This window comes from Paenarthrobacter ilicis, assembly GCF_016907545.1.
Taxonomy (GTDB): Bacteria; Actinomycetota; Actinomycetes; order Actinomycetales; family Micrococcaceae; genus Arthrobacter; species Arthrobacter ilicis.
Window position 1 is genome coordinate 2,653,033 of the sequence record NZ_JAFBCD010000001.1, and the last position, 26,203, is coordinate 2,679,235.

Here is a 26,203-nt window from a genome sequence, read left to right on the forward strand (position 1 = left end):
GCTGCCGCTGCTGTGAAGTTCTGTATCGGCAGGTTACTCCAGCACATCGTCCGGATCGTCCCCGTTGGTGCCCGGGGGAAGTCCACGGGAGGTGGCAAATGCCACGCCCTCCAGGAATGCCTTGGCGCGCTGGGTCTCGGGATAAGCCTCCACGAGCTCCCAGAACGCTGCGTTGTGCCCGGCCACCAACAAGTGCGCAAGTTCATGGACCAGCACATAATCGATGACCCACTGGGGCATGGGTTGAAGCTTGGTTGACAAGCGGATGCTGCCATCCGCAGGAGTCGCCGAACCCCACCGCGAGTTCTGGTTGCCGACCCAACGAACAGATGTTGGACGGGATCGGCCACCCAGGTAGGTGCGTGAAAGATGGGCAGCGTGGCGGGACAGTTCTTCGTCCGAAGCAGGCCGGCGCCTTTTCCCGCCTGCCTGGCGCTCACCCTGCTTTTTGAGCTTGGAGAGCATGCGTCCCACCCATTCGCGTTCCTGTGCCACGGTAAAGGTGGCAGGGATCGCGACCACGGCTTTTCCGTCTTCCCAGAACGCCGACACCGTTCTTCGCCGCCGCGTGGACCTACGGACCACTACGGGGGAGCCATCCTCGGTCAGGGACGGGGAGTCTGCCGTGGTGGAAGAAGGCCGTCCCATCAAAGATCCGTGCTTTCAGCCAAGACCGCCAGTACGGCTTCCCCGTAGCGTTCCAGCTTGGAAGGGCCGACGCCGGCCAGTGCAGCCAGTTCCTCCAGGGAGGACGGCCGTGCTTCGGCGATGGCGGTGAGCGTCGCATCCGTGAAGACCACATACGCCGGCACATCGGCGCTCTGCGCTTCATCCCTGCGCCATTGCCGCAATGAGTCGAAGGTCTGTTCCTCATACGTCGGCGGGCACTGGTTGCAGCGTCCAATCTTTCGCTCCGCGCCGCTGGCCAGCATGCTGCCGCACACCCTGCACGACGCCGGTGCCGCCGCCTTGCGACGAACCGGACCCGATTTGCTCCTCGCATTGGCAGACGCGACGGAATCCGGGCGGAGTCCATCAAGGAAACGCGACGGTTTCCGGTTGGCACGGCCGCCGGGGGTGCGTGCGGTGGACCAGGACATCGTCAAGTACTCACGCGCGCGGGTGATGCCGACGTACAGCAGCCGGCGTTCCTCATCCACATCTTCAGGGGTATCAGCGAAGGAGATGGGCATCAGGCCTTCACTCAACCCCACAAGGAACACCGCGTCCCACTCAAGGCCCTTCGCGGAGTGCAGTGACGCCAGTGTCACGCCTTGGACTGTGGGGGCGTGCTGGGCCACTGAGCGCTCCTGGAGTTCGTTGACAAACTCCGCCAAAGTGAACTGCTCCCCGCGGCTGACGGCAAGTTCATCGGCCAAGGCCACCAAGGCAGCCAGGGATTCCCAGCGCTCACGGAGGGCACCGCCGTTGTGCGGGGGTGCGTCCGTGTAACCAAGGGAGGACACGATGTCGCGGACAATCTGGCCCAGCGATTCCTGGGGTCCCTCGGCAACCGCCCTGGTGGCAGCTCGCAGTTGGAGAATGGCGTCCCGGACTTCCTTCCGGGCAAAAAAGCGTTCTCCGCCCCTGAGCTGGTAGCCGATCCCCGCGGAAGCCAAGGCTTGTTCATAGGCACTGGACTGACCGTTGGTCCTGAACAGGATGGCGATTTCACTGGCCTTGACTCCGGAACCGAGCAACTCACGGATCCGGCCCGCAACCACGGCAGCTTCCGCGTCATCGTCCGGGCATTCCATGAACTTCGGCTCGGAACCCCCCGGCCGTTGGGCCACCAGTTTCAGCGGAGGAGCCCACGCAGCATCCGCAGCGGGGCCTCCGCTGCGTCGTGAGCCCAGCAGATCATTGGCCAGCTTTACTACCTGCGGCGTGGAGCGGTAGTCACGGATGAGCTTGACCACCGAAGCCCCGGGGTAACGGGCCTTGAACTCCAGAAGGTGCTTGGGAGATGCCCCCGTAAAGGAGTAGATGGTCTGGCTGGCGTCTCCCACCACGCAGAGCTCGTCCCGGCCTCCAAGCCACAACTCCAGAAGCCTTTGCTGCAGCGGTGATACGTCCTGGTACTCATCCACCACGAAGTGCCGGTACTGCTCGCGGACAGTGGCGGCCACCTTGGGATCCTCCTGCAGGATGCCCACGGTGATTAGGAGAACGTCCTCGAAGTCGATGACGTTCCGATCCGTCTTCAGGTCCTCATACGCCTGGAATACCCTGGACACTGCAGTCAGGTCGAATCCACCGGGAGTTCCACGGCCCTGCGCGTTCTCCAGGTAGTTGGCGGGCGTCAGCATGGAGACTTTGGCCCACTCAATTTCTGCGGCCAGGTCACGGATGGAAGCGCGGTCGGTGCTCAGACGCAGGCGTCGCGACGCTTCCGCGATCATGTTTGCTTTGTGGTCCAGCAGGCTGGGCAGGGTTCCACCGATTGCTTGTGGCCAGAAGAACTGAAGTTGCCTCAGCGCGGCCGCGTGGAAAGTCCGGGCCTGCACACTGGCAACCCCGAGGTCCCTGAGCCGGCTGCGCATCTCCGCGGCGGCACGCGAAGTGAAGGTGACGGCGAGGAGCCTTTGGGGACTGTAAACCCCCGAATGCACTCCGTAGGCAATCCGATGGGTAATGGCCCGGGTTTTACCGGTACCTGCACCGGCGAGGACGCACATTGGTCCTGTCAACGTGCTGGCTACTTCGCGTTGCTCATCATCCAGGCCCCCCAGAATCCGCTCTTCCAGCGAAGCCCCGGTATCAAAAAGCCCTGCTGTCACGGCTGGAGGTCTTCGATGACGCCGCCGTACCAATGTTCGATCAGGGAACGGGCAATGGACAGGCGGGAAGAAATGGTGATCTCGCCGTTGAGGACCGCTGCCTGCAGTTCTTCGCGGCTGAACCACCGGGCCCGGGTGACCTCAACGCCGTCGGGCCGGGCGACGGCGTCGTCCGTTGTGGCGGTAAAACCGAGCATCAGCGATGCCGGAAACGGCCACGACTGCGAGCCCAGGTACTGGCAGGCCGTCACGCGGACACCCACTTCTTCCCCGATCTCGCGGACCACGGCCTGTTCCAGTGACTCTCCGGGCTCGACGAACCCCGCCAGCGTTGAATAGTTCTTGGCATCAACCGGTCCCCCGCCGCCCAACAGGAGGCGGTCATCGGGACCTACAACAGTGACGATGATGGCAGGATCCGTGCGGGGGTAGTGCTCAGACTGGTCCTTGGGGCAGCGCCTGACCCATCCCCCGGCTTCAATATCGGTGGGTGCCCCGCACTTGGGGCAGTGGGTATGGTTTGCGTGCCAATTCGCGATGGCGCTTGCCTCGACAAAAAGTGCAGTGTCCGTGGCGTCCAGACGGGCAGCCACCTCACGGAAACCGGCCCATTCAGCATGTGCAGGAACAGATGAAGTGCCCGGCTGCGGGGGTTCTTCAACAGTAAACAGAACCACTGGCGTACCGGCAGGGATGGAGGACTCGCCCAAAGTGGTGCCCAGGTAGATGGCCGTGGCGTCAGCTCCGAGAGCCTCCCGGAGCTGCAAAGCATCACCGAGCCAGAGCCCGTGGGCCGTAACCAGCGCCTGACGCCGGGATATCACCATGGCACGGGCAGAACCGGAGGCGATGAGCCCGTCAACCATGCCGGGTTTCATACGCTCGCCGGAGCCCCGGTCAACCACTGCCGGCCGGACGGGAAGAACCGTTTCCGTGAGGTGGTTGGCCAGTGCCTGGGACTCCGTATAACTCATGTATCTACCGTACTGACTCCCACCGACAATTGACATTTGGGGAGCCCCCGGCTGTGGACGCCTCGCGGAGACATGGGTCGGACATCGGGCAGCCGGTCGGTTGACAGCCCGGCGTACACCTGTTTTAGCGCGGATCTGGAGACTCGCCGCACGGCTTCGCCGCCACAGGCCATCGGCAATCTACCGTTGGACACGTGAGAAAAACACCGCTGGAACTGGCCGCCATAGCTACTGCGGCGGTGCCTGGACTGGCGCCGACGGCTACCGCATACTCCCCCGACGATGATGCTGATTTCGACTCGGCGCTGCTACTTGACGCCGAAGGCAAACGCTGGCGGGTCCGTTCGCCGCGCCACCCGGAGGCGAGCACCCGGTTGGAAACCGAATTCATGGTTCTGAGGGCCTTTGCTCCCGCGATCCGCGCGGAGTTGCCGTTCCATGTGCCGACAATCGCCGGCACGGTCCGTCAGGGAGACCTCACCACGTTTGTTTACGCGCATCTGCAGGGATCAGTCCTCTCCATCGACGAACTGTCGGCCGGCAGCCCTGCACTGGCCCGCGAGGTCGGAGTTGCCCTGGCCGCCGTCCATGACCTTCCCTTGAGCCTTGTCATCAATGCCGACCTGCCAAGCTACTCGGCCAACGAGTTCCGCCAGCGCAAGCTGAATGAACTTGACCAAGCGGCAACCACCGGAAAAATTCCGGCCTCCCTGCTCCGCAGGTGGGAACATGCCCTTGAAGATGTTGCCCTCTGGCGCTTCAACACCTCTGTTGTTCATGGCGATCTCCACGAAGACAACCTGATGGTGCACGAAGACACCGTTACTGCACTCACGGGATGGACCGATCTCCGTATTGGCGATCCCGCAGATGATTTTGCCTGGCTGGTGGCCTCCAATGAAGCCTCGTTTGTGGAAGCAGTTCTCAGCGAATACACCCAGGCCCGGCGCGAAACACCGGACAGCCACCTCCTGCGCCGTGCCGCGTTGTTGGCGGAGTTTGCCCTGGCCCAGTACCTGGTCAAGGCCATGGCGGCCGGGCATCAGGACATGACGGCCGAAGCCGAGTCGATGCTCAGGACGCTGGCAGATGACATTGAGGAACAAACACGGCGGGAGCAGGAGGCACGCGCCGCTGAAGCAGAGGCCGAAGCCGAAGCCGAAGCCGCGGAACAAGAGCTCCACCACCAAAAGCAATCCGCAGTGAGCGTCACCCCCATTCCCGCTGAGCGTCCTTCGCCCGCTGCAAACAACGGTGCCGAAGACAAAAAAGGCCCTGAAGACACCTCCACGGCAGCCATCAGCGTTGTGGATATCACTCCCCTGCCTGCCAGCAAGCCCTGACCGGGCCAAGCCTTCCAGGGCCGGGCAGGTTAAGGCTGTGCCGGCTAAGGCTGGGCCGGCTAAGGCTGGGCCGGCAAGGCCTGTCCCGACAGTGCGGAGGTAACAATCCGTTCCAGATCCTCAGCACTACCCAAATCATGCGGGCGTACCAGGGCGTCCTCCGCCACGTAGTAGAACGCGGCACTGACATCTTCCAAAGGCACGTTTTTCAAGCGTGCCCATGCCAACCTGTAGACAGCAAGCTGCACTGCCCGTGACGCCAGCTGGCGCCCTGATGGCCGGCGGCCCGTCTTCCAGTCAATGAGCTGCCAATGGCCGTCAGCGTCACGGAACACGGCATCGATGCGTCCGCGGACAACGACGTCACCGATTCGGGTCTCAACGGGTACTTCCACAAACGCCGGTGCGCGATCCGCCCACTCCGAGTTTTTGAAAGCTTCCACCATCTGGTCCAGCCCGTAGGCCTGGTCAATGTGGGAGTCGGAGCCAGGGGCTTCATCCAGGTCAAGCACTCCCGTTGTAGCGAAGTATTCTTCAACCCAGGCGTGGAAGGCAGTTCCTTTCCTGGCGGACATGCCGGGCTCCCTGGGAACCGGCCTTCTCAGTTGAGTGACGACGGCATGCGGATCCGTTCCCAGGTCCACGAACAGGGAAGCCGAGATGTGGCTGGGCAAGTGGACATCGTGGGATGAGGCACGCAGCTTCCGGCGATCCAACAGCAGCTCCGCCTCATGCCACCACCGTTCCGGCGCGCCGGACAAACCCTCCGGTCGCTGCAATTGATCGGGAACCGCCATGAAGGACCGCACGGCGGCGGCTGCTTGATCCATCGATTGCCTGCGCCCCGGAGCCAGCCGGAGACGGGATCCGGTGCGGGGATCGATGGGGCCCTCCAGCGGATCATAGGGGAACCGGGCCACTTCGAGGATGGCCGTCAACGGGCTTTCCTGGGGAAGAGCCTCTTCGGCCACAGACTCCCGGTGGATCGCTGCCCGCGCGGCCGGCTGGGCTGTGAGAGGGGCCAGTTCCGAGAGGAAACCCGACATTTCCGCCATTCCTGAGCGTGAACCGTTCCACGCCGCACTGGAAGCCCACAAGACGAACTTCGCCCTGGTATAGGCAACGTAAGCCAGCCTCCGCTCTTCGGCCTCACCGTGGTGCTGGACCTCGGACTTGAACTCCTTTTCGGCGTCGAGCCAGCCCTTCTGGTCCGGCTGGTCCAGGTCCCACTGCGGAAGATCACGACGATCACCGCGCAAAGGCCACGGCAAGGCAGCCGAGCCACTGCTCCACCGTGAGTCCCTGGTGCTGGGGAACGAACCCGCGTTGAGGCCGGGAACAAAAACAACATCCCATTCCAGGCCCTTGGAAGCGTGGACAGTCAATAACTGGACGGCCTCCCGGTTGGTCTCCACCGGAGCAATGTCCAGTCCTCCTTCCTCGGAAGCAGCCGCTTCAAGCCAGGAAAGAAACGCCAGAAGGTCAATGCGCTGGGACGTCTGGAGGAACCCTGCCGCAGCGTCCTGGAAGGCGTCGAGATTCCGGCGGGCCTGGTGGATGCTGATACCCGGCTTGGCGGCGACTTCAATATCCAAAAGCATGGCGCGCTCCACCTCACCCAGCAACGTGGTGAGATCGTCCCCCAGGAAACTCCTCAGGCCACGGAGTTCCGATGCCAGCGTGGACAGCCGCTCCATGCCTGCGTCGCTGAGGCTCCTGCCATGCCCGGATGTCCACCCGGGCCGCGGCAGGCGATCGAGTGCCTCCACCAGGCTGGCGGCATCGGTGATGTCGCTTTCCACCACCACGTCCGAAGCCTCTTCGTCGTCGTCGGCTGACCCCGCAGCATCCAGGTTTGAGCGGCGGCGGGCAAGGAAACGGGACCAATCGTTGAACGCCATCAGGTCGGCCGTCCCAATGCGCCATCTGGCACCGGCCAGCAAACGCATCAAGGCATCGGATCGTCCGGGATCGGCAAGGACCCGCAGTGTTGCTACCAGGTCCACAATTTCAGGAGTATCCAGCAAACCCCCCAGTCCGACAATTTCGTAGGGAATTCCCTGGTGCTCGAACTCCCTGCGAAGGCACTCCATCTGTGCCCGCCTCCGGCACAGAACTGCCATGGTGGGAGGCACCGGTGTTCCATCAGCTTCTTCCTCGAAGACTGTCCGCTGGTAGCGCCCGATGTCGCGGCCGATCACGGCGGCTTCGTCCTCGTCTGTGGCAAAGCGGCCGATGACCACGCTGCCGTCCACAGCCGCGGGGCTGGGCACCAACGCTGGAACAGACACGCTGCCGGCGGTGTCCCGCGCGCCGGCCGGACCCTCAGCTGCCGCTGCTTTGTTCAACGGTGCGGCTATGGTGTTGGCGGCTTCGAGGATATGGCGCCCATTGCGCCACGCGGTTGTCAGATAGGACGTTGGCGCTACGGAGTAGCTCGCTTGGTTGCCGTCCTGGACCGGGCCGCGAACAGGAAACTCCTGGACAAAATGGAACAACTGGCCGGCTGAGGCTCCCCGGAAACCGTAAATGGATTGATTGGGGTCACCCACGGCTGTGACGGCATGCCCCTGACCGAACAAACGTGAGAACAGGACCAGCTGCGCGTGCGAGGTGTCCTGGAACTCATCGAGAAGAACCACCTTGTAACGGGCGCGCTCGGTGGCAGCCGCCAAGGGGATCTCGCGGGCGATCTTGGCGGCCAACGCCACGAGGTCCCCGAAGTCCAGAACCCCTCGCTGGCGCTTGGCATCCTGGTATCGCACCACCATGTCAGCCACACTGGCACGGGTGCGGAGCATGGAGGCAAGCTCCCCGGCAGCCTGGGTTGGATTCTTCCTGGCTCCGGCAACGTAAGGAAGTTCCACGAACCGTTGCACTTGCTCCAGCACCCAATCGCGGACTTCGGCGGGGTCCTGAAGATGTTCCGCGCACTCCCCTGCCAGTTGAATGACGGCATTGACCAGCGTGGACTTGGCAGCCGTGAAATGCTCGTACTCGCCGTCGTAAGCTTCCACGATCTCACTGGCCAACTGCCAGGACTGGGCAGTACCGAGCAATACGACGTCGCGTTCAATGCCCAGGCGCAGCCCATAATCGGACACGATGCTGCTGGCATAAGAATGGTACGTGGAGACCTTCGGCTCGAGGTCGTCGGCTCCGAGGAGTCCGGGTGGGAAACCGTAGCTCCCGTCATCAGCAGAGGCAATGCGCTGCAGCGCGGCTAACTTGGTCCTGATCCTGCTGGCCAACTCCCCCGCGGCTTTCCGGGTGAAGGTGACGCCCAGGATTTCTTCAGGTCGCGCCCACCCATTGGCGACAAGCCAAACTACCCTGTCTGCCATGGTGGCCGTTTTCCCGGACCCGGCACCTGCGATCACCAGCCGTGGGGTGAGCGGCGATGAAATGATGGCTGCTTGCTCACTGGTGGGATGGTTCTTCTCGCCAAGGATGTCGGCGAGTTGGGAGGGGGTAAACCGGGGAGCGGGTACGCCCCCGCCATCAGGTGTCCCTGCGGCCAATCCATCAAGGAGCTCGGTTGTCATTCGGTGACCTGCTTTCCTCTGGCACACAACGGGCAAACATCCGGCAGACGGCAACCGTGGCCGCCATGTCCGCCTTTGCCGGGATCGTGCCGCGCTTCAAAAGTACCCGCTGCCATCAGCCCGGCAGCTTCATTGACCAGGTCCTCTGCCCAGTTATCCGACTCATCGATCGGATCCTGCTGCTGAATTGAAGGACTTTTGGCTTTGGTTCCCAGCTGAGCCAGTACCGCACCACCCGGGTGTCGGCCAGCCGGAGCCCCATCTCCCGAACCCTCCACCAGGGTGTCTCCGGCTACCCCGGCGAATCCCCCCTTGGCCACAGCAACCTGGTAGGACCCCAGCTGCGGATGCCGTGAGACTTCGGCCTTGCCGGGTTGCCTCTTGCCGGTCTTCAGGTCGACGACGACCAGCCGGCCTTCGGAGTCGATCTCCAGACGATCCACCTGGCCTCGAAGCACCGCATGACGGGGGTCGCCTTGCCCGGTTTGGTCCTGTCCAGCGTCCTCGACGGTGACGTCCGGGAGCGGAACCTCAAAGTCGTGCTCCACTGCAATCAGGGATCTGCCCTCGCTGCGCATGATCAGCACGTACTGGGCCAACTTCCGGACCATGAGTTCAGCCCGCTGGTAATCCAGCCGGCCTTCCCACGTGTCCTTCATGCCCAGGGTTGGCCACCGGCGGACAAGTTCAGCCACGTACTCGGCACCCGAGGCCTCGGGCAAGTCCTGGGCAATACTGTGGACCAACGTGCCAAGGCTGCGGGCGAAGTCCGTGGCAGCCTCACCGCCGGCTGCCTGCACGAACCAGTCCAAGGGTGATTTGTGCACGGCCTCGACCTTGGACGGGGACACAAAGACGGTTCCATCAGGGGGAACCACTGCCGCTTGGGAGCTCAACGGTGCCAGCCCCCACCACGCGTCAGGGTCAGCACCGGGAACGGCATGTTCCTCCGTGGCCAGCTTTGCCAGGATCCGGGCTGCTTCAAGGGCCACAGTATGCGACGGGTCTTCTGCCTGCACATGCTGCCGGAGTTCCGCCACCAACGCCCGCAGCGTCATGGGCCGGTCAACCGGAGTGTAGGGGCGCTGGTACTCGCCCTCGGGCAGGGGCGCCACGTAATCCAGGAACGCCGAAGGCTGCTCGTCCTCCGAGGAAACAGCCGTGCAGATCAGGACCTCCCGGGCACGGGAGACTGCCGTGGAAAAACTCCTGAGCTCGTCATAGCGGATATCACGCAACCTGCTGAGCGGCCCACGGGTAAGGGCGTAGTCCACCCCGTGCTCCACGGCATCTGCATAGACGGTGCTGCCCAGGAGTTCTCCACGCAAGCGCGTGTTGGGCCATACCCCTTCCTGGAGTCCAGCCACTACCACCACCGGCCATTCGCGGCCCGCGGCACTGGCCGGAGTCATGAGCTCCACGCAGGCCTCGAGCTGGGCCCGGGCGGCCAGGGTGTCCATGGGCAGCTCCTGGTTGAGCAGGTACTCGAGGAACTGTTCAGGACCCGATCCCGGCAACTGATCCACGTACCGTTCAGCCGTGTGGAACAGGGCCATCATGGCATCGAGGTCGCGATCGGCCCGCGCTCCGGCGCTGCCGCCTTGCAGAGCTGCTTCGGCCCACCGCGAGGACAAACCGGTGGCTTGCCACAAGGCCCACAGGACCGATTCGGCATTGGCACCCGGCTGCGCGGCAGCATCACTGCCCGCGGCAAACATCCGGGCCAGGCGGCGTGCGGAGGCCCCCTCGATACCCAGGGTAGCCAGGGCGCCGGGTTGCAGCAGGGCTTCCACCAGCAGCGCGTCGCTGGAACGGCCGCCCCCGCCCAGCAGCTCCTCCCGCCGCAGCGACTGCCGCAATCGACGAAGTTCAATGGCACTCGCGCCGCCAATGCGGGACGTCAGCAGCGACACCGCGGTTTCAGGCGTCAACCTGGCCGGGTCAAGGACAACCGCGAAGGCCTCCAGGAGCGGACGAACAGCAACCTCGTCCCGAACGGCCGAATCGGCCACGGGAACGCGGACAGGAATTCCCTGGCCACTGAGGTAGCGCTGTAGTTGTGAGATCTGTCCACCGTTGCGGACAATCACGGCGATGTCGCTGAAATCCCTTCCCTCACGCAGCTGCGCTTCTAGAATGCGTTGCGCCACATACCTCAGTTCGTGGACTGCCGAGGGCAGCACGTGCCCTTCAACGCGTCCGCTATCCAGTGCGTGGTTACTCGTCCCGGGCTGGTCCATCTGCCGTGCCAACTGGCCACCGGATCGTTGGGAGATGCGCGCAGCCACCCGCGCCCAGGCCTCGGCCACCAAGGGCCTATGCCGATGCGTCACTGACAACGGACGCTCCAGGACGGCCCGCGTGGCGCCTCCGAGCAACAGGGGCAGTTCCGCAACGAGATCCGGCCTGGCGCCCCGGAAACCCTGCACCACGGTGTCCGGGGAGAACGTCACCAGGACATCCTTTGACTCGCCGATATCAGCCAGGAGTTCGAAAATCGCCGGATTGGACTCCTGGGCGTCATCCACCAGGACAAGCTGCAACCGCTGCCGTTCAGCGGCCAGGAAGGCGGGCGAGTCCTGGAAGATCTGCCGCGCAGTGGTGATGATGCCTGCGGGATCGAAGGCCTCGGGCATGCGCAGGTCCAGAACGTCCCGGTACTCGCTGTACAGTTCCGCCGCCGCCATCCAATCCGGCCGACCACACTCATAGGCAAGGCCCACCAGGTCCTCCGCCGTCCGCCCCGATTCAATGATGCGGTCAAAGAGCTGACGGATCTCATGCCGGAAGCCTCGGGTAGGCAGCGCGGCTGAAAGGTCCTCCGGCCATGGCAGGTGGAAGCCGGGGCGCTCGTGGCCCTCCAGCAACTCCTTGATAATGAGGTCCTGTTCAGGACCGGAAAGAAGTTTCGGGGGCCGTTGCAAGGGAAGGATTCCTTCAGCCTTGGCACGCCGGATGACATCGAAAGCATAAGAGGACCAGGTGCGGGCCGGCGTCGTACTGAGGCTGCGGTCCAGCCGCCCTGTGAAGGTGTCCCTCAATGCGGCTGCCGCGTGACGTCCGGGAGCGAGAATGAGGATGTTGTCCGGGCTGAGGCCGTCCTCCTGCACCCGCCGGACCGCTGACTCAACAAGCACAGTGGACTTACCTGTGCCCGGACCACCTGGAATGAGCACAGGCCCACTGCCCTGCCGCAAGGACACGACGCCGAGCTGATCCGGTGACAAAACAGGTGCCGCGTAGTCGGTTTCGCGGGGCGGCAGGAGCCGGAGGGCTGACGGGGTGGCAGGAGTTGCGGTCACACAGTCATTTCATCATCGGGCACTGACAAAATATGGAGTTGACGCTCCAACTGGTCCGAGATCACATCAAGTTGCTCGAAATCCGCTTCGGTGGGAGCCCATCGGGCGGCAGCCAGGTCCACCCGCCAACGGCCCTCCCCGGTCCGCATGAAGCCTTGGTGGTCGCCGTGAAGAGGAGTGGACTCGGCCAGGTAGTGGCGAAGGGCCTCCAGTCCATGCCCCTGCGGGGCTTCCCCGCTGGCCCGCAGGACGCGCCACCAGGACACGGCGCTGCCGTAATGGCTCATGACGGCTCCGATCTGCCGGGGCCCGCCGGCTCCCAGGAGCTCGGCAACGTCACCGTAAGACACCGCCGATCCCGGCGGAACGAGGTCCACAACGGCCAACACCGCCGTCACATACTCCATCCGCATGTGTTCAGGGTAACGGCAGGAGTGTCCTGCCCAATACTGTCGGCGCCAGCCGGTAGCTTGAAGTCATGAGTTCCTGGAACACCCTCTCCCGCGCCGCATTCGATCTCGAGACCACTGGAAAAAACTCCCGCTCAGCGCGCATAGTCACCGCCTCCATCACGGTGGTGGATTCCCAGGGTGAGCTCGTTGCGGAGCACGAATGGCTGGCGGATCCGGGCGTGGAGATTCCGGCCGAAGCCAGCGAGGTCCACGGCGTGACCACCGAAAAGGCACGGGCGGAAGGACGGCCCGCCGCAGAGGTCACCCGCGAGGTAGCCGCAGTTCTTCAGGGACTTTTCGACGACGGCACTCCGGTTATTGCCTTCAACGCCAGTTACGATTTCACGGTCCTTGCGGCGGAATCCGCCCGCTACGGGGTCCCCCAACTGACGCGCTTCCCCGTATTGGACCCCTACATCATGAACAAGCAGGTTGACCGGTACCGGAAGGGCAAACGAACCCTGACCGCCCTCTGCGAGGAATACGGGGTCGACCTCAACAACGCCCACACGTCAGCTGCGGATGCCCTGGCAACCTTGAGGGTACTGGACGCCATGGCCGGCAAGTTCCCCAAGCTGCAGATGCCGGCGTCAACCCTCCATGAACTCCAGGTTGATTGGGCCGCGTCGCAGGCCGCCGATTTCCAGCAGTACCTGCGCCGCAGCAAACCAACTGCCGTGATTGAAGGCGAGTGGCCGGTGCTTCCGCCGGTTGACGCCAGTCGCGGCGGTTTCTGACCCTCCACCCGGGGTGCTTTGCGACGCAAGTCACAGTTCGGCCCCACTTTCGACGCGCCGCATGGCATGGAGCAGGATTCCGCAGGATGGCCTTTTGCCGGAACCGCAATAACCGCCAGAGCACTCTGATGATTCAGATATTCGGCGTAAGTAGGATTTAGCGGTCACTTCTTCCATTGCGCCGCCCCATAGCCGCGGGTGACATAATTAAGTTTGGCGGGTTGAAGTCTGCCAGGGCAGCCAACCTGTGCTTTTGCTGCCCGTTTCCCCGCGCACCGCAGTACATCTCCGTGTCCCGATGAAAGTGATTTCTTCATGAAATTCAAAGCCCCCAAGTGGCTGTCTGTCGCCCCCGTGGCCGCAGCCCTGGTGATCTCCCTGGCAGCATGCGGCGGTGGATCTTCCACCCCCAGCGGTTCTCCCACCGATGCCCTCGCCGGCAGTGACCAGAAGAGCCTCGACACCTACACCACCGCCGAGGTGACGCCGCTTGAAAAGATCGACAAGTCAAAGCTGGGCCTCATCACTGACGGCACCTTGCGTGTTGGCACCCTCTCGGATGCCCCGCCCAACATCTTCATCGATTCCTCCGGCAAGTTCACCGGCTACGACAATGAGCTCCTTCGCGCCATCGGTGACAAGCTGGGCCTCAAGGTCGAATTCGCTTCCACCGACTTCTCCGCCCTCCTTTCGCAGGTAGGCAACAAGCAGTTCGACGTCGGATCCTCCTCGATCTCCACCACCGACGCACGCCGCAAGACTGTTGGGTTCACCAACGGTTACGACTTCGGCTACATGGCCGTGGTGACCAAGAACGATTCCAAGGTGACCGGCTTCGCCGACATCAAGGAAGGCATGCGCATTGGCGTTGTCCAGGGCACCGTCCAGGACGATTACATGACCAATACGCTCAAGATCGAACCGGTCCGTTTCCCTGACTACAACACGGTCTACGGCAACGTGAAGAACGGCCAGATCGACGCTTGGGTCGCCCCTTCCCAGCAGGCCGAAGGCCAGGTCAAGGAAGGCGACAACACCAAGATCGCCGAGAAGGTTGTGAACACCCAGAACTTCACCGCTTACGCCGTGAACAAGGACAACCAGCCCCTGATCGACGCACTGAACTCCGGTTTGGATGCAGTCATTGCCGACGGCACGTGGGCCAAGCTCACCTCCGAGTGGTACAAGGACCGTCCCACTGCCGCTGAGCAGACCCCCCAGGGCTGGAAGCCGGGCAGCAAGGCCGTCCAGATTCCCGCCAAGTAGTCCGGGCGTTCCATGGATATCCTCAACCAACTTGCCAGCACCTTCTTTGACTGGGAGGCAATGGGTGAAGTCCTTCCCAAGATGTTCGCCGTCGGTCTCCCGAACACTCTGATCCTGGCTGTCATTTCCGGCATCATCGGGACAGCGATAGGAATGCTGCTCGCCCTGATGGGGATCTCCCGGAACGCAGCAGCACGGTGGATAGCCCGCGTCTACACAGATATTCTGCGCGGGCTTCCGCCGGTGCTCACCATCCTGGTGATCGGATTTGGTTTCGGCCCGATTCTCCGTCAACTCACAGGGTCCACCAGCCCCTACCCCATGGCGATTGCGGCGTTGTCCATGATGTCCGGCGCCTACATCGGTGAGATCTTCCGCTCCGGTATCCAAAGCGTGGACAAGGGCCAGCTCGAGGCCACCCGCGCTTTGGGGTTCAGCTATGGCTCGGCCATGCGCCTTGTGGTGGTGCCCCAGGGCATTCGTCGTGTCCTGCCCGCGTTGGTCAACCAGTTCATCGCCTTGATCAAGGAGTCCTCCCTGGTCTTCATGCTTGGCCTGCTGGCGACGGAACGGGAAATCTTCCAGATCGGCAAGGATGCTGCCGCCAATACCGGAAACCTTTCTCCGTATGTTGCCGCCGCCATCTTCTACCTGGCCCTCACCATCCCGCTCACGCACTTTGTGAACTGGATTGATGCCAGGATGCGCAGTGGCCGCCCTGAGAAGAAAGAGCCGGACGAGGCCGCAGCAGTGGTCGGAAAAGGAGCCCAGGCATGAGTGAATTCGCTTCAGGGACATTGACTGCCAAGAACATCCATTTGTCGTTCGGCAGCAACCACGTCCTGCGTGGCATTGACCTGCACGTCCCCCAAGGCACCACGGCTTCGGTGATCGGTCCCTCCGGCTCAGGTAAATCAACCCTGCTTCGTGTCATGAACAGGCTGATCGAGCCGGACCAGGGAGACATCCTCCTGGACGGCCGCTCGGTATTGAAGGACAACCCTGACGAACTCCGCCGCAGGATCGGCATGGTTTTCCAGCAGTTCAACCTGTTCCCCCACAAGACCGTGGCGGAAAACATCTCGCTGGCCCTGCGCAAGATCCGCGGCATGACCAAGGAACAGGCCCGTGACGAGGCCTTGGCGCAGCTGGACCTGGTGGGTTTGAAGCACAAGGCCGACTCACGTCCAGCCAACCTTTCCGGTGGGCAGCAGCAACGTGTGGCGATCGCCCGTGCGCTGGCCATGAAACCGGAAGTCATGTTCTTCGACGAGGCCACCTCTGCCCTGGACCCAGAGCTCGTCAAGGGCGTCCTGGCCCTCATGACGGACCTCGCAAAGGGCGGCATGACCATGGTGGTGGTGACCCACGAAATGGGCTTCTCCCGCAACGTCTCGGATGTGGTGACCTTCATGGACGCCGGTGTGGTTGTTGAGTCCGGGCCGCCGGAACAGCTCTTCACGGATCCCCGTACGGAACGTCTTCAGGGTTTCCTCTCGGACGTTCTCTAGGACGCATGAAAAACCCCGCCGCCCTGCTCGTCACGAGCATGGAAGGCGGGGTTTTTCGTTGCCTGGCCTGGGCTGGCATGTCCACGCCACAGGCCTGGCTCAGGCGCCTGTTTTGACCCTGAGGACCGTCAGCGCGGCGGCATCCACCTTGGCCCGGAACGCCGGGTCCTCCTGGGCTTTCTTCACCACTGCCTGATGCATTGCCGGGATGCTGAGGGGATCCGCACACACCAGCATGGTGCCACCGGCGGAGAAGAAGTTCAGCGCCCGGTCGGCGTCGGACCACGCCTCCAGCTGCGCTGCACTGCAGAGGTCATCGGACAGGACGATGCCCTTGAACCCGGCGTCGCCCCGCAGCATGATGTCCAGGATCGTGGGCGAAAACGGGGCAATGTTGGCGGGGTCGATCTTGTCATAGAACGCGTTGGAGACCATTACCCACTGGGTTCCCGATTGGATGGCGGCCTTGAAGGGTGCCAGTGCGGGATCGTTGCGCGTCGTCGCGGTATCGCGGACGTCGCTGCTTACATCCGTGTTGGGCACCACCTTCCCCAAGCCGGGAAAGTGCTTCACCACAGGTGCCACCCCCGCATCCCGCATGCCGTCGGCAAAGGAATTGCCCAGCAGCGAGGTGTCCTCCGGGGTGTATCCGTACTCGCGCTGGAAGTGCCCAATGGGGGCGTTGGAGGGTGCAAATCCTGGACTGGTCACGGTATCCAGGACCGGCGCGAGGTTCACGTTGACGCCCGCGCTCCGCAGTTCCTTGCCCCAGGTTGTGGCGTCCGCCCGCAGCTTGGCAGGTCCTGATGCCGCTTGGACCAAGGCAGTGGGAATCTGCGAGAAACCGGGACCCGACAGGACCTGGACGTATCCGCCTTCCTGGTCGGTGGCCACGAAAAGGGGCAGGTTCCCGGTGGTCGCCGGCGAGACCGTCGAGGTCATGGAGGACACCACGGCGGCTGCGCTGGCTGCCCCCGCTTTGCTGCGCCCGCTGAGGTAGACGTTTCCAGCGTGGTATTTGGTCAGTGCGGCCATGGTTGCGGGGTCGGCGCCTGTAGCCTTCGCGGCAACCATGAACAGTTGCCCCACCCGCTGTTCCAGGCTGAGCGCTGCCAGCTGCTGCTCGGCGGCCGACGGCGGGTTGGCCGCTGCCGTAGTCCCGCTGGGTGCGGGTGAGCCGCTCGCCGACGCTGCCGGCGTCGAGGCCATGGCGCTGGAAGGTGGGGGCACGGATGTGGTGGCCGCAGGGGACGACGGCGGAGCCTGGCTGGTTGCCGGATCGCCGCCGCCCGTGCTGGCCGAGCATCCGGACGCAGCGACAGCCAGGGCTCCCGCAGTGATCACACCGATGCCCAGGGATGAAATTTTCTTGGTGGTGCGCATGGTAACCGTGTATTTCGTTGGGGTCTGGTTTCCACTGTCGAGCCTACCGCTTCAGCCTGCAGCAAGGCACGGACACGGCAATGCCCCGGTCAGCCGCATCGCGCGGCCGCCCGGGGCAGTGTGGAGTTGCTTAGGCCGTGGCAGCGGCAGCAGCCCGGGCCGCTGCCGGGAGCGCCTCGACGATTCGGTTCATTGCGGCGTCATCGTGGGCCGCAGACAGGAACCAGGCTTCGAAGACGGACGGCGGAAGGTATACGCCGGAGTCCAGCATGGAGTGGAAGAACGGCGCGTAGCGGAAGGTTTCCTGGCCCTGGGCGTCGTCGTAGTTGTGGACTCCGTGTGCTGAGGTGCCGAAAGCGACGGAGAAGAGGTTTCCCGCACGCTGGATCGAGTGGTCCACGCCTGCCCCATCAAGTGCTGAGGACAAAGCCGCTGAAAGCTCCAAGGACCGGGCATCAACGAACGCGTAGACCTCCGGAGTCGCGTTGGTCAGAGTGGCAACGCCTGCGGCCATGGCCACGGGGTTGCCGGACAGGGTCCCGGCCTGGTAGACGGGACCCACAGGGGCGAGGTAATCCATCACGTCCGCGCGGCCGCCGAGTGCCGCCGTCGGCATTCCACCACCAATGACCTTGCCGAAGGTGAGGAGGTCCGGCGCCCAGCCTTCCTGGCGGCCTGTGAGGCCCCAGTATCCGGCGTACCCGGTACGGAAGCCGGTCAGCACCTCATCGAGGATGAGCAGCGCGCCGTGCTCCTTGGTGATCCTGGAGAGTCCCGCATTGAAGCCTTCACCAGGTGTGACCACGCCCATGTTGGCCGGAGCTGCTTCCGTGATGACCGCGGCAATATTGGCACCGTGGGCAGCGAAAGCGGCTTCAACGGCCGGGAGGTCGTTGTAAGGAAGAACCAGTGTTTCTGCCGCGGTGGCCGCGGTGACGCCGGCCGAACCCGGAAGGGCCAGCGTGGCCACACCCGAGCCGGCAGCGGCGAGCAGCCCATCCAGGTGGCCGTGGTAGCAGCCGGCGAACTTGATAATGAGGTTGCGGCCGGTGAAACCGCGTGCCAGCCGGACAGCGGTCATGGTTGCTTCCGTACCGGTGGAGACCATCCGGAGCCGCTCCACGGCACCCACGCGCTCCTTGACCAGCGCTGCGAGGTTTGCCTCGTCCGGTGTAGACGCCCCGAAGGAGAGTCCCCGGTCCACGGCAGCGTGTACCGCGGCCAGCACTGCAGGGTGGGCGTGGCCCAGGAGAGCCGGTCCCCAGGAACACACCAGGTCCACGTACTCCTTGCCATCGGCGTCTGTAAGGTAGGCACCTTTGGCCGAGACCATGAACTTGGGGGTGCCGCCCACTGATCCGAACGCGCGGACCGGTGAATTCACGCCGCCGGGCATCAGCGACTGTGCACGGTCAAACAGCTGATCGGACACGGGGGTATTGGACGTCAAGGTTCTCTTCTTTCAGTTGATCCGGGGCCGCAGGCTCCGCGGAGATAACTACTGTGCGGCCAGCAATTCAGCCACCCGGGGGGCGACTTCGGTGCCGTAAAGCTCGATGCATCGCATCATGGACTGGTGCGGCAGGGTGCCGTTGCTGTACTTGAGGTCGAAGCGGTCCACGCCAAGATTGCGTTTGAGGAGGGCAATCTTTTGTGCCACCGTCTCCGGCGACCCAACATACAGCGCGCCTTCCGGCCCGCACATGGCGTCGAACTCGCCCCGGTTGCCGGGTCCCCATCCACGTTCTGCGCCGATCCGGTTGCGCTGGTCCAACCAGTGCGGGAAGAGCTCGTCACGTGCAGCTTGATCGGTATCGGCGATGAAACCGGGCGAATGCGTGGCAATTTGCCTCATGGGATGCCCATGCTTGGCCATGGCGTCACGATAAAGATTCACCAGAGGCGCAAAGCGGCGGGGCTCTCCCCCGATGATGGCAAAAATGATGGGATACCCATATTCGGCACACCGCAGGACGGACTCAGGCGTGCCGCCCACTCCGATCCAGGCCGGAAGCAGGTGATGCTCGAGGCGCGGATAAACCTGCAATCCGTTGATCGCCGGCCGGGTCCGCCCCTCCCAATGGAGCGGTTTCTGGGCACGGGCTTGGTCAAAGAGTGCGAGCTTTTCCTCGAACAGGACCTCGTAATCGGCCAGGTCCAGGCCAAACAGCGGGAAGGACTCGATGAATGATCCCCTTCCCAGCATCACTTCGGCCCTGCCGTTGGAGATCGCATCCACCGTAGCGAAGCGCTGGAACACCCGGAGGGGATCGTCGGAGCTCAGCACCGTCACCGCTGAACCCAGGCGGATTCGTGACGTTACTGCAGCGGCTGCCGCCAGGAAGACTTCAGGGGCAGAGACTGCGAAGTCGCGCCGGTGATGCTCACCGACGCCAAAGGCATGGATTCCGACGGCGTCAGCCAGCTTGGCTTCCTCCAGCAGCTCCCGCAGGACTTGCGCGTGTTCCTTGGGATTGCCGTCGGCGTCCAGGCCCGCATCACCGAAGGTGTTCAGCCCGAGGAGGATCTCCCGGGCACCGACAGGTGCGGAGGGATCGGTGGGAACGGCGGACTCAGTGGTCATCGGGTCTCTTTCAGCCAGCCTGCGAGTTCGGAGGCCCAGTAGGTGAGGATGTTGTCGGCACCGGCGCGCTTGATCCCCAGCACGGACTCAGTGATGGCTCCGCGCCTGTCGATCCAGCCGTTGGCCGCTGCCGCTTCGATCATGGCGTACTCGCCGGAAATTTGGTAGGCCGCAACGGGCACCGGACTCATGGCAGCAACGTCGGCCAGGACGTCGAGGTAGCTCATGGCAGGTTTGACCATCACCATGTCCGCGCCTTCCTCGATGTCCAGCTCCACCTCGAGGATCGCTTCACGTCGGTTGGAAGCGTCCATCTGGTACGTCCGGCGGTCACCCGTGAGCTGGGAATCCACGGCTTCGCGGAACGGGCCGTAGAATGCCGATGCGTACTTGGCCGCGTAGGCAACCACTGCCGTGTTCTTGTGCCCGGACTCTTCCAAGGCCTGGCGGATCACGGCGATCTGGCCGTCCATCATTCCGGAGGGACCCAGGACGTGCGCGCCCGCCTCGGCCTGGGCCACGGCCATCTGCCCGTAGATTGCCAGGGTTGCATCGTTGTCCACGTATCCGTGATCGTCCAGGACTCCGCAGTGCCCATGATCGGTGAACTCATCCAGGCAAACGTCGCTCATGACCACCAGGTCATCGCCTACTTCGGCCCTGACGTCGCGGATGGCCTTGTTCAGCACGCCCTCAGGATCCAGGGACGCCGTCCCCCGCGCATCGCGTTGGGCAGGCACTCCAAAAAGCATGATGCCCCCGACTCCCAGCTCCACGGCCTCGGCCGCGGCCCGCTTCAACGAATCGGTGGTGTGCTGGACAACTCCGGGCATGGAGCTGATGGGGCTCGGCTCGGTGAGTCCTTCGCGGATGAATGCGGGCAGGATCAGGTCGGCAGGCGCCACCCGGTTCTCAGCGGTCAACCGGCGCATGGCCGGTGTGGTGCGCAAACGGCGCGGGCGGTGGTTCGGAAAGCTCATGACGGGTTCCCTTCGTTGGCGAAAACAGATTCAAGGGCGGCCACAATGCCGTCCGGTGTTGGCACTTTGGCGGTGGCAGCGACGGCGAGGCCCAGCTGGGAGGCCGCGGCCGCCGTCGGACGTCCAATCGCGATGAAACGGCAGGCACCCAGCTCCGGGAGCGCCGAGGCGATCCGCCGCGCGCCGCTGGGCGAGGCTGCCACGATCGCATGGATGGTTCCGGCCCTGAGACCCTTGGTGGCTTCCTCCAGCCCCACTGTTGCGTCGTCGCTGGACCCGACGGCGGATGGCAGTTCCGCTGTCAGGCGCAGATGGTCCCGGGCCGGGTAATCGACGGTGTGGTAGGCCACGACGGCGGTGACATCCGCGCCTTGCGATGCAAGTCCGGACCGTAGCCCGGGCGCCGCTATATCGGCTTGTGGCAGGAGCACTGTGCCGGGCGTGGAATTCCACAAAGCCAGCAGGCCGTCGGCTGACTGGTTTTCTGTCGGTGCCATGTGGACCGTCAGGCCCACAGACTCCACAGCACGCTGCGAGGCTGGGCCGATGGTGGCTACTTTGGTGCCGCTGGGAACCAGATCGTTCAGTTCAATTCCCCGCTGGGCCGCGTGGTCAAGAAGTACGCGGACCGTAGTGATGCTGCTGATGACGAGCCAGTCGAAACCGCCGGCGGTCAAACGGTCCAAAGCTGCCGTCAGGGAAGCCTGGTCCCTGGCCTGTTCAAAGTCGATCAGCGGGAGAACCCAGGGCTCGGCACCTGATTGTCGTAGAAGGTCAACCAGGGGCCGGGCGCGATCGGCGGTCCTGGCAATCAGGACACGCCGACCAACCAGGACCGCAGATTCAACGGGATCAGGATGCGGCAAGGTCCGCTATCTCCGCAGCACCGGCAGCGAGCAGGAGTTCAGCCACCTCGATACCCAGCAGCGTGGCGCCCACTTCCGTGAGACCGTCGGTTGCTTTTTTCTCCCGGACAGTTGTGGAGCCGTCCACGGCGCACACCGCCGCCTCCAGGTGCAGCATGCTGCCCTTCCGGAAGGCGTAGGCGCCCACGGGCGCAGCGCACCCTGCTTCAAGACGGGCCAATACAGCGCGTTCGGCGGTGACGGCCAGACGGGTATCGTCGTCGTTCAATGCCGCCAGTGCCTGTGCCAGCACGCCATTGCTGCCCTCGGCTTGGGGAGCCTCGTCGGTCCGGCATTCAATGGCCAAGGCACCCTGGCCGGGAGCTGGCAGCATCACGCCGGTTTCGAAGTACTCGCTGACCGTATCCAGTCGGCCCATTCGTTCCAGCCCGGCAGCAGCCAGGACCACCGCGTCAAGGTCGCAGGATTTGCCCGGCACCACGGCGTCGGTAGTGTTGCCCGGAAGCCCGGGAACACGCCCAAGACGGGTATCCACGTTGCCGCGGATGTCCAGGACCTCCAGGTCAGGACGTGCTGCCCGCAGTTGGGCTGCCCGTCGCGGCGACCCGGTTCCCACCTTGGCGCCTTCCGGCAACTGGGCCAATGTCATGCCGTCGCGTGCGCAGAGCACGTCCCGGACATCCACCCGCTTGGGGGTGGCAGCGATGCTCAAGCCCAAGGCAGCGCCAGTGGGAAGATCCTTCAAGGAGTGCACAGCGACGTCGCAAACGTCGGCCAGCAAAGCGTCACGGAGAGCCGCCACAAAGACGCCCGTTCCGCCCATTTGGGACAATGAGCCTGTCTTGACGTCGCCTTCGGTCTTGATGTGGACCAGGTCCACGCCGAAGCCGCCAACGGCCGCGAGTTTGTCAGCTGTTTGCTGCGTCTGCGTCAGTGCCAGCTTGCTGGCCCTGGTGCCGATGCGGACAGTCACTTGGCCGCCTCCGCAGCGGGGTAGGGGTCGTGTTCGGTGCCCGTGGTGATCCCGGCTTCTGAAATCACCGGCTTGGCGCCACGGAAATTCTCGCAGCAGTTGGGCCGGCAGACGTCATACCAAGGACCCAGGTCCGTTACATGCGGACGCTGGGTAATGGTGTTGTCCAGCGTGCGCTCGGAGATGAGGTCCACCAGGCCGGACACGAAGGCCGCGTGCGTGCCCGGAGTGGGAACGCGGGTGGCTTCGATGTTCAGGTTCCGGCAGGTCTCCAGTGCCTCCGTGTCCAGGTCCCAGGCAACTTCCATATGGTCGCTGACGAAGCCCAGGGGCACTATCACTACACCGCGGACGCCGGTGGGAGCGATTTCCTCCAGGTGATCGTTGATGTCCGGTTCCAGCCACGGGATGTGCGGAGCGCCGGACCTGGACTGGTACACGAGGTCCCACGCAACGTTGGGTGCCACGGTATCCATGATGGCCTTGGCATTGGCCAGGTGTTGGGCCGCGTAAGCGGAGCCTTCAGCGAATTCGCGGGGCTCCTCCGGCGAGTTGCCGGCAGCGTGGGCATCACGGGTGGGGATGGAGTGCGTGGCAAACAGCACCCGGATTTTGGAGTCCGGATCGGCCTCGCCGGCAGCTGCCAGTTTGCCCCGGATCTCTTCCAGGCCGGCGGCGGTGCCCTCCAGGAAGGGCTGCACCACGCCGGGGTGATCGAAGTACTGGCGGATCTTGTCCACGGCAAGCTTGCCGTCCAGTCCTGTTTCGGTCAGTGCAACTCCAATGTCCTCGCGGTATTGGCGGCAGCTGGAGTAGCAGGAGTAAATGCTGGTGGTGAGCATCAGGATCCGGCGGTGACCGGCGTCGTAAGCGTCCTGCAGGACGGGGGCAATGTAGGGATCCCAGTTGCGGTTGCCCCACAGCACGGGAAGGTCAATGCCGCGCTGCGCCAATTCAGCCTCGATGGCTGCCTTCAGCTCACGGTTCTGCTGGTTGATGGGGCTGATGCCGCCGAAGGCGCGGTAGTGGTGCGAGACCTCTTCCAGGCGCTCGTCCGGGATTCCGCGGCCGCGGGTCACATTACGGAGGAAGGGGATAACGTCATCCTGGCCTTCCGGCCCACCGAAGGACGCAAGCAGCACGGCGTCGTAGTTTTTGGGTTCCTGGCGGCCGCGCTCGGTGACTTCATTGACGGCCGTGGAAACGACTGGAGTGCTCATGCAAGGACCTCGGCAATCTCGGCGGCGGACACGCGGCGGCCGGTGTAGAACGGGATTTCTTCACGGACGTGGTTGCGGGCCTCACTGTCCCGCAGGTGGCGCATCAGGTCAACCAGGTCCACCAGTTCCGGGGCCTCGAGTCCGAGGATCCATTCCCAGTCCCCCAGCGCGAAGGAGGAGACGGTGTTGGAGATGACCTGCGGGAATTCCCTGCCCAGCAAGCCGTGTTCGCGGAGCATGGCGCCGCGCTCCTCGGCCGGGAGGATGTACCACTCGTAGGAGCGGACGAACGGGTACACGCACAGCCAGGTGCTGGGCTCCACGCCACGCGCGTAGGCCGGAACGTGGCTCTTGGAGAACTCCGCTTCGCGGTGCACACCCATGGCGGACCATACGATCCCGGTGCCGGCGAAGAGCTTGCTGCGCCGGATGGAGCGGACTGCGGCCTGCAGGTCCTCGGGCTTGGCCCCATGGAGCCACACCATGATGTCCGCGTCGGAGCGCATTGCGGAGACGTCGTAGCTGCCGCGGACGGTGACCCCGTCTTCGGCAAGCTTCTCTACCAGGGCCTCGTATTCCTGGGCTGCGTCGCCGCTGCGCAGGACGTCGGCCGAGCGCTTGAAGACAGTCCAGAGCGTGAAGAACTGCTCTTCGGTATCAGCAGTTTTAGTGACAGATTCGGCAGAAGTGTGGCTCATGGTTCAAGTTTGCCCCGTGCCAGCCGCTAAGTCGAAACGGATCACTTCTACGGAGCGTAGAAGTGATGTAAATCACAATTTTGGATGGATTCCGGACTCGACGGACGACGCCTGCTGCCGGGTATCTCCAACCACCGCAGCCAGCCCGTTTCCTGCCAACCAGCCGCCCACCACCGTCAGGCCGGGGGCCGCCCCGCACAATTCGCGGACATGCGCCACGCGCTCTTTATGACCGACGGCGGCAAACGGCAAGGCACCTGCCCAGCGCACCACATCCCAATCCACCACGTCGGCGCCCGTCACCGGAACCGTCAACAGCGTCGACGCATCCTCAAGGGCCGCCGCCAGCAGAGACTGATCGTCGAGGACAATGTCCGCGGACCCGCCGGCTTCCTCGCGGCGCCCGTAGGACAACCGCAGCACATGGTTCCCTGGACCCGCCTGGTTGGCCAGCCAATCCCACTTTGCTGTGGCATGAGTCAGGGCCTTGGCCGTGATACCCAGCGTCTGCGGTGCCACCAGCACCCCTGTACCCCGCGGACGGCGGTCCAATTCCGGCAGATCCACCACCAGTGTCACCAGGCTCACCAGCGGGCCGGGAGCGGGACGCAGCTCCGCCAAGCCGGGAACGGACTTCTCCAGCAGCCCAATGGCCGCAGGACCGTCCAGGGCGACTACCAGCCGCCCGGCGTCGAACGTTTCATCAACCGTGCCGATCCGCCATCCGTCCGCCGTTTGCCGGACTTCACGGACAGCGTTCCCCGCACGCAGCTTCACTCCCCTGGTTGTGAGATCGGCTATCAGCGCAGCCACCATGGTGTTCATGCCGCCTTCCAGCCCGGCGACGGCGGAACCGGCCTTCGCCAGCCCGGAGTCCTTGCGTTGGGACGCTGACGCCCGGGCTGCCTTGCGCTGCTCGGCAACGGCGGCGGCCAGTGAACCATGGGCCCGGATGCCGGCGCGCAAGCCGGGGGCCACCATATCGACGTCGAGCAGGGCGGGATCGGCGGAGTGGACGCCGCCCACCACCGGGGCCACCAGACGGTCAAGTACTTTGCGGCCCATGCGCGTCCGGACCAGCGCGGACACACTGGTTACCGGTGATGAGGTGGCAACGGAGGCCGGAAGCCAGCGGTCGGCAGAGGCACGCAAGGCGCCGAAGAATCCAAGGGACCGCCTGACCTCGGGGTCCCATGGATTGGCCGGAATGCCCAGGACGCCCGTTTTAGGCAGTTCCTGTGGACCGTCAGGCAGTTGAACCCAGGCACCACCCGGGTGCGGTGCAATGATCTTGTGGCCCAGACCCAGCTCCCGCGCCAGGTCCGCCACGGCAGTGGACCTGGTGGCGAAGGATTCGGCGCCGCTGTCCAGCGTGAGGCCTGCAACCACGTGGCTTCCCACGCAGCCGCCCCAGCGCTCAGTGGCCTCCAGCACGGTGACGTCCATACCGGACATGGCGAGTTCCCGGGCAGCAACAAGACCGGAAACCCCACCGCCCACCACTACCGCAGAAGGCCCTGCTGCCGGGGGCCCTGCCGCAGAAGATGCGGGGTGTCCCCCGCCGCGATTGAAGGTGCCACGCATAAGGA

At 64.1% G+C, this 26,203-nt stretch carries 20 protein-coding genes; 5 read left to right on the forward strand and 15 right to left on the reverse strand.

The window, feature by feature from the left end; all coding sequences use genetic code 11:
* Positions 1 to 33: 33 nt before the first annotated feature.
* From JOE60_RS12075 to nudC, 3 genes are read right to left on the reverse strand one after another with little or no spacing between them, the layout of a single operon-like run.
* Positions 34 to 648: a M48 metallopeptidase family protein gene (locus JOE60_RS12075; protein ID WP_167263223.1), complete on the reverse strand. Its 615-nt coding sequence runs from the start codon at positions 646 to 648 to the stop codon at positions 34 to 36.
* Positions 648 to 2,780 carry a UvrD-helicase domain-containing protein gene (locus tag JOE60_RS12080; protein ID WP_167263225.1) on the reverse strand — a complete coding sequence of 711 codons (2,133 nt, stop codon included), beginning with the start codon at positions 2,778 to 2,780 and terminating at the stop codon, positions 648 to 650. Before JOE60_RS12080 ends, JOE60_RS12075 begins: the two co-directional genes overlap by 1 nt.
* Entirely contained in the window at positions 2,777 to 3,754 is a 978-nt protein-coding gene (nudC, locus tag JOE60_RS12085) for an NAD(+) diphosphatase (protein ID WP_167263227.1), read from the reverse strand. The genes JOE60_RS12080 and nudC overlap by 4 nt, the downstream gene beginning before the upstream one ends.
* 194 nt (positions 3,755 to 3,948) lie before the next feature.
* On the opposite strand from nudC, the gene JOE60_RS12090 reads away from it, so the two are divergent.
* Positions 3,949 to 5,097 carry a phosphotransferase gene (locus JOE60_RS12090; protein ID WP_167263229.1) on the forward strand — a complete coding sequence of 383 codons (1,149 nt, stop codon included), beginning with the start codon at positions 3,949 to 3,951 and terminating at the stop codon, positions 5,095 to 5,097.
* Between the two features lie 59 nt (positions 5,098 to 5,156).
* Here the strand turns inward: JOE60_RS12090 and JOE60_RS12095 are convergent, their stop codons facing one another.
* From JOE60_RS12095 to JOE60_RS12105, 3 genes are read right to left on the reverse strand one after another with little or no spacing between them, the layout of a single operon-like run.
* On the reverse strand, positions 5,157 to 8,642 hold the full coding sequence (locus JOE60_RS12095; protein WP_167263231.1) for an ATP-dependent helicase: 3,486 nt from the start codon (positions 8,640 to 8,642) through the stop codon (positions 5,157 to 5,159).
* Positions 8,639 to 11,944 carry a PD-(D/E)XK nuclease family protein gene (locus tag JOE60_RS12100; protein ID WP_167263233.1) on the reverse strand — a complete coding sequence of 1,102 codons (3,306 nt, stop codon included), beginning with the start codon at positions 11,942 to 11,944 and terminating at the stop codon, positions 8,639 to 8,641. Before JOE60_RS12100 ends, JOE60_RS12095 begins: the two co-directional genes overlap by 4 nt.
* On the reverse strand, positions 11,941 to 12,357 hold the full coding sequence (locus JOE60_RS12105) for an MGMT family protein (protein ID WP_167263235.1): 417 nt from the start codon (positions 12,355 to 12,357) through the stop codon (positions 11,941 to 11,943). Before JOE60_RS12105 ends, JOE60_RS12100 begins: the two co-directional genes overlap by 4 nt.
* Before the next feature lie 65 nt (positions 12,358 to 12,422).
* Here JOE60_RS12105 and JOE60_RS12110 point away from each other — a divergent pair, with 65 nt between their 5' ends.
* From JOE60_RS12110 to JOE60_RS12125, 4 genes are all read left to right on the forward strand, one after another.
* A complete protein-coding gene (locus tag JOE60_RS12110; protein ID WP_167263237.1) occupies positions 12,423 to 13,133 on the forward strand; it encodes a 3'-5' exonuclease in 711 nt (236 codons plus the stop codon).
* Between the two features lie 315 nt (positions 13,134 to 13,448).
* Entirely contained in the window at positions 13,449 to 14,399 is a 951-nt protein-coding gene (locus JOE60_RS12115; RefSeq protein WP_167263238.1) for a substrate-binding periplasmic protein, read from the forward strand.
* Positions 14,400 to 14,411: 12 nt separating this feature from the next.
* Positions 14,412 to 15,176 (forward strand): amino acid ABC transporter permease, encoded by a 765-nt coding sequence (locus JOE60_RS12120; protein ID WP_167263240.1) that lies wholly within the window; start codon positions 14,412 to 14,414, stop codon positions 15,174 to 15,176.
* Complete coding sequence (locus JOE60_RS12125) at positions 15,173 to 15,910, forward strand: amino acid ABC transporter ATP-binding protein (protein ID WP_167263242.1); 738 nt, start codon at positions 15,173 to 15,175, stop codon at positions 15,908 to 15,910. Before JOE60_RS12120 ends, JOE60_RS12125 begins: the two co-directional genes overlap by 4 nt.
* A gap of 99 nt (positions 15,911 to 16,009) precedes the next feature.
* On the opposite strand, the gene JOE60_RS12130 is transcribed toward JOE60_RS12125, so the two are convergent.
* From JOE60_RS12130 to hemG, 9 genes are all read right to left on the reverse strand, one after another.
* Entirely contained in the window at positions 16,010 to 17,293 is a 1,284-nt protein-coding gene (locus JOE60_RS12130) for a glycoside hydrolase family 3 N-terminal domain-containing protein (protein WP_167263244.1), read from the reverse strand.
* 130 nt (positions 17,294 to 17,423) lie between these two features.
* Positions 17,424 to 18,743, reverse strand: a complete 1,320-nt coding sequence (hemL, locus tag JOE60_RS12135) for a glutamate-1-semialdehyde 2,1-aminomutase (protein WP_167263246.1) — start codon at positions 18,741 to 18,743, stop codon at positions 17,424 to 17,426.
* A gap of 48 nt (positions 18,744 to 18,791) precedes the next feature.
* On the reverse strand, positions 18,792 to 19,877 hold the full coding sequence (locus tag JOE60_RS12140) for an LLM class flavin-dependent oxidoreductase (RefSeq protein ID WP_167263248.1): 1,086 nt from the start codon (positions 19,875 to 19,877) through the stop codon (positions 18,792 to 18,794).
* Positions 19,874 to 20,857, reverse strand: a complete 984-nt coding sequence (hemB, locus tag JOE60_RS12145; protein WP_167263250.1) for a porphobilinogen synthase — start codon at positions 20,855 to 20,857, stop codon at positions 19,874 to 19,876. The genes JOE60_RS12140 and hemB overlap by 4 nt, the downstream gene beginning before the upstream one ends.
* Complete coding sequence (locus JOE60_RS12150; protein WP_167263252.1) at positions 20,854 to 21,723, reverse strand: uroporphyrinogen-III synthase; 870 nt, start codon at positions 21,721 to 21,723, stop codon at positions 20,854 to 20,856. Before JOE60_RS12150 ends, hemB begins: the two co-directional genes overlap by 4 nt.
* Positions 21,710 to 22,696, reverse strand: a complete 987-nt coding sequence (gene hemC, locus JOE60_RS12155; protein ID WP_167263254.1) for a hydroxymethylbilane synthase — start codon at positions 22,694 to 22,696, stop codon at positions 21,710 to 21,712. The genes JOE60_RS12150 and hemC overlap by 14 nt, the downstream gene beginning before the upstream one ends.
* Complete coding sequence (locus JOE60_RS12160; RefSeq protein ID WP_167263256.1) at positions 22,693 to 23,916, reverse strand: ferrochelatase; 1,224 nt, start codon at positions 23,914 to 23,916, stop codon at positions 22,693 to 22,695. The genes hemC and JOE60_RS12160 overlap by 4 nt, the downstream gene beginning before the upstream one ends.
* Positions 23,913 to 24,614: a hydrogen peroxide-dependent heme synthase gene (gene hemQ, locus JOE60_RS12165; RefSeq protein ID WP_167263258.1), complete on the reverse strand. Its 702-nt coding sequence runs from the start codon at positions 24,612 to 24,614 to the stop codon at positions 23,913 to 23,915. The genes JOE60_RS12160 and hemQ overlap by 4 nt, the downstream gene beginning before the upstream one ends.
* Before the next feature lie 72 nt (positions 24,615 to 24,686).
* Positions 24,687 to 26,198, reverse strand: a complete 1,512-nt coding sequence (gene hemG / locus JOE60_RS12170) for a protoporphyrinogen oxidase (RefSeq protein ID WP_167263259.1) — start codon at positions 26,196 to 26,198, stop codon at positions 24,687 to 24,689.
* Positions 26,199 to 26,203: the final 5 nt, after the last annotated feature.